Origin of the sequence: Halalkalibacter okhensis (genome assembly GCF_000787375.1) — a bacterium.
Taxonomy (GTDB): domain Bacteria; phylum Bacillota; class Bacilli; order Bacillales; family Bacillaceae_D; genus Halalkalibacter; species Halalkalibacter okhensis.
Map to the genome: position 1 here is coordinate 1 of NZ_JRJU01000088.1, position 1,045 is coordinate 1,045.

Annotated in this window: 1 protein-coding gene and 5 tRNA genes; 5 read left to right on the top strand and 1 reads right to left on the bottom strand. The window is 44.9% G+C overall.

Annotated features, from left to right (window positions below; all coding sequences use genetic code 11):
- Positions 1-258: 258 nt before the first annotated feature.
- From LQ50_RS24035 to LQ50_RS24055, 5 genes are all read left to right on the top strand, one after another.
- Positions 259-332: transfer RNA gene (locus tag LQ50_RS24035), tRNA-Met, on the top strand.
- Positions 333-341: 9 nt separating this feature from the next.
- Positions 342-418: transfer RNA gene (locus tag LQ50_RS24040), tRNA-Asp, on the top strand.
- A 20-nt stretch (positions 419-438) separates the two neighbouring features.
- Positions 439-514 (top strand) — tRNA-Phe (locus LQ50_RS24045).
- 164 nt (positions 515-678) lie between these two features.
- Positions 679-754, top strand: a tRNA-Lys gene (locus LQ50_RS24050).
- Between the two features lie 31 nt (positions 755-785).
- Positions 786-867 (top strand) — tRNA-Leu (locus LQ50_RS24055).
- Here LQ50_RS24055 and LQ50_RS26165 read toward each other — a convergent pair.
- The coding region (locus LQ50_RS26165; protein ID WP_237563793.1) for a hypothetical protein at positions 834-1,045 on the bottom strand (212 nt) is incomplete at its 5' end. The two genes, LQ50_RS24055 and LQ50_RS26165, sit on opposite strands and share 34 nt — an antisense overlap.

The following is a 1,045-nucleotide window of genomic DNA, read 5'->3' on the forward strand; positions in this document are numbered from 1 at the left end:
GTGGAGCATGAAGCGAAACATCGTCGAGAAAGCCTCGACATGTCTTGACGCAAACACTACAGAGCGTTGCTAGAAGAGGAAAAGACAACTTCTTCGAAAAAGCATCATCCGATTACTATAAAACGACGCGGGGTGGAGCATGAAGCGAAACATCGTCGAGAAAGCCTCGACATGTCTTGACGCAAACACTACAGAGCGTTGCTGGAAGAGGAAAAGACAACTTCTTCGAAAAAGCATCATCCGAATACTTTATAACGACGCGGGGTGGAGCAGTCTGGTAGCTCGTCGGGCTCATAACCCGAAGGTCGGCGGTTCAAATCCGTCCCCCGCAATACCAAAGTGGTCCGGTAGTTCAGTTGGTTAGAATGCCTGCCTGTCACGCAGGAGGTCGCGGGTTCGAGTCCCGTCCGGACCGCCATTTTTAATAAAGCATGATATGGCTCAGTAGCTCAGTCGGTAGAGCAATGGACTGAAAATCCATGTGTCGGCGGTTCGATTCCGTCCTGAGCCACCATTTATATGCCAATCTAGTTTGATGATTAGTAAAGAATTGACTGTATCTACTTGAATTAATTCGAGTTGTTCAAGCGGTGAAGCTTCCTACTAATGAAAGAATAGGTGAGGCAACGGAAAGATTGTCCGTAAGCAACATGAAATACATCTTTGAAATAACAGCAAGAGCCATTAGCTCAGTTGGTAGAGCATCTGACTTTTAATCAGAGGGTCGAAGGTTCGAGTCCTTCATGGCTCACCATTTAAGATGTTTTTACAAAAACATCAATTATGCGGGTGTGGCGGAATTGGCAGACGCGCTAGACTTAGGATCTAGTGTCTTATGACGTGGGGGTTCGACTCCCTTCACCCGCATCATTCATTGTTGCGTAAATCTTTTTTTTGAAAAAGGTTGTATGTAATACGTGGATGTGATATATTATTACTTGTCGCTGCGAAACAGCAGTGAGTTGTTTTGAAAAGTGTTGCGCGGAACTTTCTAATGTGATATGATAGTTTTTGTCGCTTAATGAGTTTTGTGCGAACAAAGTAG